This is a genomic window from Mucilaginibacter panaciglaebae, assembly GCF_039539265.1.
GTDB classification, from domain to species: Bacteria; Bacteroidota; Bacteroidia; order Sphingobacteriales; family Sphingobacteriaceae; genus Mucilaginibacter; species Mucilaginibacter panaciglaebae.
This window is the reverse complement of sequence record NZ_BAABCV010000019.1, coordinates 1-5778: the sequence shown is the minus strand read 5'-3', so window position 1 is coordinate 5778 and position 5778 is coordinate 1. Positions and strand designations below refer to the sequence as shown.

The window sequence follows — 5778 nt, the reverse complement described above, 5'->3', positions numbered from 1 at the left end:
ACGCCGCTTGCATAAAAGCAAAAAGCCCTGTTGAATAAACAACAGGGCTTTAGCATAAAATTTGGCACCGACCGGCCGCTCCCACGTTTTACCGCAGTACCATCGGCATCAATACGGTATAAAACAGAAAACCCTCCAGACTTTCGAATGAAGGGTTTCACTTGTAAAATTTGGCACCGACCTACTCTCCCACGTTTTACCGCAGTACCATCGGCTCTGGCGGGCTTGACTTCTCTGTTCGGAATGGGAAGAGGTAGACACCGCCGATATAGGCACCTGAATATCTTTTTGAGCGTAACGCTCAGGGCTTAAAGCATAAAGCTTTCAGGCCAATTCAGTATATGATCGCTTGGAGCTGTTCGACTTTTAGCTTTTCGCTTTGGTCGTTCAGCTTTTCTGCTCAACAATAACATAATTGAAAGAAGTAAGTAGATTGAGAAAACAACAGCTTATTATTATCTGTCTGTTGTTTTGGTCGGGGCAGGCGAACCTGCCCCTATAAATCCAACACGAAGAAAGCTTCGGGCGATTAGTATTACTCGGCTATGATGTCACCACCTTTAGACCTGTAACCTATCAACGTAGTAGTCTTCTACGACCCTCAATGGAAGTCTCATCTCGTGGCTAGTTTCGCACTTAGATGCTTTCAGCGCTTATCTATTCCAAGCGTAGCTACTCTGCAATACAGCTGGCGCCATAACAGATTCACCAGAGGCTTGTCCAACCCGGTCCTCTCGTACTAAGGTCAGCCCCACTCAAACTTCCAACGCCCACAACAGATAGGGACCGAACTGTCTCGCGACGTTCTGAACCCAGCTCGCGTGCCACTTTAATGAGCGAACAGCTCAACCCTTGGGACCTTCTCCAGCCCCAGGATGTGACGAGCCGACATCGAGGTGCCAAACCTCCCCGTCGATATGAGCTCTTGGGGGAGATCAGCCTGTTATCCCCAGCGTACCTTTTATCCTTTGAGCGATGGCCCTTCCATGCAGAACCACCGGATCACTATATCCGTCTTTCGACCCTGCTCGGCTTGTCTGCCTCACAGTCAAGCAAGCTTATGCTATTGCACTCCGCGTACGGTTACCAAGCGTACTGAGCTTACCTTTGAAAGCCTCCGTTACCTTTTTGGAGGCGACCACCCCAGTCAAACTACCCGCCAAACAATGTCCCCCGCTTTGCAGGGTTAGACACCAAATACAGAAAGGGTGGTATTTCAACGTTGACTAACCGACTCCTAGCGAAGCCGGATCACAGTCTCCCACCTATCCTACACATCCTGTATCCGATATCAATGTTAAGTTGTAGTGAAGGTGCATGGGGTCTTTCCGTCCCGTTGCGGGTAACCGGCGTCTTCACCGATACCACAATTTCACCGAGCTCATGGCTGAGACAGCGCCCAGATCGTTACACCATTCGTGCAGGTCGGAACTTACCCGACAAGGAATTTCGCTACCTTAGGACCGTTATAGTTACGGCCGCCGTTTACCGGGGCTTCGATTCAATGCTTCGGTTTAACCCTAACATCCCCTCTTAACCTTCCGGCACCGGGCAGGTGTCAGGCCTTATACTTCATCTTTCGATTTTGCAAAGCCATGTGTTTTTGTTAAACAGTCGCCTGGGCCTTTTCACTGCGGCTGACATTGCTGCCAGCGCCCCTTCTCCCGAAGTTACAGGGCCATTTTGCCGAGTTCCTTAGCCATGATTCACTCGAGCACCTTAGGATTCTCTCCTCGACTACCTGTGTCGGTTTACGGTACGGGTTTTTATAACCTGAAGCTTAGCGGGTTTTCTTGGAAGTCTGATTACCTGAACTATCCCATCACCCGAAGGCTCAAGGTACTATCAGCTTTCAGCAAGTCTGGCGTACTTAACTACCAAACCTATACCTACAGCCTTTAACGAACTATTCCGTCAGTTCGCGTCAGTGTCACTACTCCGTCACCGCATCGCAGTTATAAAAAGTACTGGAATATTAACCAGTTGTCCATCGGCTACGCCCTTCGGCTTCACCTTAGGCCCCGACTAACCCTGATCCGATTAGCGTTGATCAGGAAACCTTAGTCTTTCGGTGGGCGGGTTTCTCTCCCGCCTTATCGTTACTTATGCCTACATTTGCTTTTCTATTCCCTCCACAGTCAGTTACCTTCCTGCTTCGCCGCAAATAGAATGCTCCCCTACCAGTATATATTTCTATATAATCCATAGCTTCGGTATAACGCTTAATGCCCGTTTATTATCCATGCCCGATCGCTCGACTAGTGAGCTGTTACGCACTCTTTAAATGAATGGCTGCTTCCAAGCCAACATCCTAGCTGTCTATGCAATCGGACCTCGTTAGTTCAACTTAGCGTTAATTTGGGGACCTTAGCTGATGGTCTGGGTTCTTTCCCTCTCGGCCATGGACCTTAGCACCCATAGCCTCACTGCAGTGTATATTATAAAGCATTCGGAGTTTGTCTGGATTTGGTAGGATTTGACTCCCCCGCACCCAATCAGTAGCTCTACCTCTTTATAACTTAACCACCACGCTGTTCCTAAAAACATTTCGGGGAGTACGAGCTATTTCCCAGTTTGATTAGCCTTTCACCCCTACCCACAGATCATCCGGAAACTTTTCAACGTTTATCGGTTCGGTCCTCCAGTACCTGTTACGGCACCTTCAACCTGTCCATGGGTAGATCACAAGGTTTCGCGTCTACCTCCTCTGACTATACGCCCTATTCAGACTCGCTTTCGCTTCGGATCCGTGTCTTAAACACTTAACCTTGCCAGAGAAGAGTAACTCGTAGGCTCATTATGCAAAAGGCACGCCGTCACAGATCATGTCTGCTCCGACCGCTTGTAAGTACACGGTTTCAGGTTCTATTTCACTCCCCTGTTCGGGGTTCTTTTCACCTTTCCCTCACGGTACTGGTTCACTATCGGTCTCTCAGGAGTATTTAGCCTTACCGGATGGTGCCGGCAGATTCCCACAAGGCGTCTCCGACCTCGCGGTACTCAGGATACCACTAGCTTATCATTACTTACCCGTACGCAGCTCTCATGCTCTATGGCCGGGTTTCCCACCCCGTTCCGGTTCATTTTGATAGTCATATTGTGGTCCTACAACCCCCATTATGCCGTAACATAATAGGTTTGGGCTTCTTCCATTTCGCTCGCCACTACTCTGGAAATCATTATTATTTTCTCTTCCTCTGCTTACTTAGATGTTTCAGTTCAGCAGGTTTGCGCTATTGCGACTATCCTTCAGATAGCCAGGTTTCCCCATTCAGAAATTTCCGGATCTATTCATATTTGCTGATCCCCGGAACTTATCGCAGCTTATCACGTCTTTCATCGCCTCTGAGAGCCAAGGCATCCCCCGTGTACCCTTTCTTACTTTCTTCTACGCATGCGCCTTTTGCGCCGCATGGTATGTCTTTTTTCTAGATAAGTTGTCGTCTCTTAGTTAACTATCTTACGATAATCTTCCTTGAAAGCCTACAACTGTCTCTATCTGTTGTTTTCTCTTTCAATTTACTTCTTCCAATATGTCAAAGAACGTTCGGATAAGATCCAAGATCCCAGATTCAAGCTTCAAAACTAATGTCTCTATTCTTGTTCCTTTACTCTTGTTTCTAACCTTAGTGGAGAATAACGGATTCGAACCGTTGACCCCCTGCGTGCAAGGCAGGTGCTCTAGCCAGCTGAGCTAATCCCCCGAAAAATGATTCATGATGTAGTCCCGAGCAGATTTGAACTGCTGACCCCTACATTATCAGTGTAGTGCTCTAACCAAGCTGAGCTACAGGACTATTTGATTTCGGATTTACGATTTACGATTTTAGATTTCGCAAATCGTCATCGTAATTTCTTACAATCTCGCCTCTCAGATGTCGTCGCCTTACTGATGGCTTCATCTTTGGGTTACGTTTAATAGGCCTACTGAGTGGTGTCCAAGTTACATCGGGGCTCTGGTCTTTTAACCATTCCCCTATTCAACTTATTCAACCAATCAACCTATTTTAGAAAATAATCATGTAACAAGCAGTTCTGCTCTTGTTAAAAAAGGAGGTAAGTTATTGCTCCAGAAAGGAGGTATTCCAGCCACACCTTCCGGTACGGCTACCTTGTTACGACTTAGCCCCAGTTACCGACTTTACCCTAGGACGCTCCTTGCGGTTACGCACTTCAGGCACTTCCAGCTTCCATGGCTTGACGGGCGGTGTGTACAAGGCCCGGGAACGTATTCACCGCAGCATTGCTGATCTGCGATTACTAGCGAATCCAACTTCACGGGGTCGAGTTGCAGACCCCGATCCGAACTGTGAATGACTTTGTGAGATTGGCATCCTGTTGCCAGGTAGCTGCCCTCTGTATCATCCATTGTAGCACGTGTGTAGCCCCGGACGTAAGGGCCATGATGACTTGACGTCGTCCCCTCCTTCCTCTCTATTTGCATAGGCAGTCTGTTTAGAGTCCCCATCATTACATGCTGGCAACTAAACATAGGGGTTGCGCTCGTTGCGGGACTTAACCCAACACCTCACGGCACGAGCTGACGACAGCCATGCAGCACCTAGTTTCGTGTCCCGAAGGACTAAAGCGTCTCTGCTTTATTCACTAACTTTCAAGCCCGGGTAAGGTTCCTCGCGTATCATCGAATTAAACCACATGCTCCTCCGCTTGTGCGGGCCCCCGTCAATTCCTTTGAGTTTCACCCTTGCGGGCGTACTCCCCAGGTGGAATACTTAACGCTTTCGCTTAGACGCTGACCGTATATCGCCAACATCGAGTATTCATCGTTTAGGGCGTGGACTACCAGGGTATCTAATCCTGTTTGATCCCCACGCTTTCGTGCCTCAGTGTCAATAAAACCATAGTAAGCTGCCTTCGCAATTGGTGTTCTGTGACATATCTATGCATTTCACCGCTACTTGTCACATTCCGCCTACCTCTAGTTTATTCAAGCCCATCAGTATCAAGGGCACTGCGATAGTTAAGCTACCGTCTTTCACCCCTGACTTAACAGGCCACCTACGCACCCTTTAAACCCAATAAATCCGGATAACGCTTGGATCCTCCGTATTACCGCGGCTGCTGGCACGGAGTTAGCCGATCCTTATTCTCAGAGTACATTCAGCTCATTACACGTAATGAGGTTTATTCCCCTGCAAAAGCAGTTTACAACCCATAGGGCCGTCTTCCTGCACGCGGCATGGCTGGTTCAGACTTTCGTCCATTGACCAATATTCCTTACTGCTGCCTCCCGTAGGAGTCTGGTCCGTGTCTCAGTACCAGTGTGGGGGGTCATCCTCTCAGATCCCCTAAACATCGTCGCCTTGGTGAGCCGTTACCTCACCAACTAGCTAATGTTCCGCATGCCCATCTTCGTCCTATAAATATTTGATTACTTTGTGATGCCACATTGTAATGTTATGCGGTCTTAATCTCTCTTTCGAGAGGCTATCCCCCTGACGAAGGTAGGTTACATACGTGTTACGCACCCGTGCGCCACTCTCATGGAGAGCAAGCTCCCCAATCCCGTCCGACTTGCATGTATTAGGCCTGCCGCTAGCGTTCATCCTGAGCCAGGATCAAACTCTCCATTGTAAAATGTTTTGTTCGATCTTTCTGACCCTATTATTAATAACAGAATCTTATTTAATCATTTGTATATATCTTTATACAATAACTTAACCTCGATCCTCTCTTCTTTCAAACAAACTTCTTCTCCTCTCTCGAGGCGTTGAAGCCCGCTCGCTACATGATTTTCTATTTCCTAAAAGAACTTTT

General features: G+C 48.0%; 2 tRNA genes and 3 rRNA genes. All 5 read right to left on the bottom strand.

Features of this window, described 5'->3' with window-relative positions:
- Positions 1 to 168 precede the first annotated feature (168 nt).
- A 5S ribosomal RNA gene (rrf, locus tag ABD772_RS17410) occupies positions 169 to 280 on the bottom strand.
- Positions 281 to 509: 229 nt separating this feature from the next.
- Positions 510 to 3389, bottom strand: a 23S ribosomal RNA gene (locus tag ABD772_RS17405).
- Positions 3390 to 3630: 241 nt separating this feature from the next.
- Positions 3631 to 3704 (bottom strand) — tRNA-Ala (locus ABD772_RS17400).
- A gap of 18 nt (positions 3705 to 3722) precedes the next feature.
- Positions 3723 to 3797, bottom strand: a tRNA-Ile gene (locus ABD772_RS17395).
- A 276-nt stretch (positions 3798 to 4073) separates the two neighbouring features.
- Positions 4074 to 5595 (bottom strand): 16S ribosomal RNA (locus ABD772_RS17390).
- Together the 16S, 23S and 5S rRNA genes with 2 tRNA genes alongside form the textbook arrangement of a ribosomal RNA operon.
- Positions 5596 to 5778 lie beyond the last annotated feature (183 nt).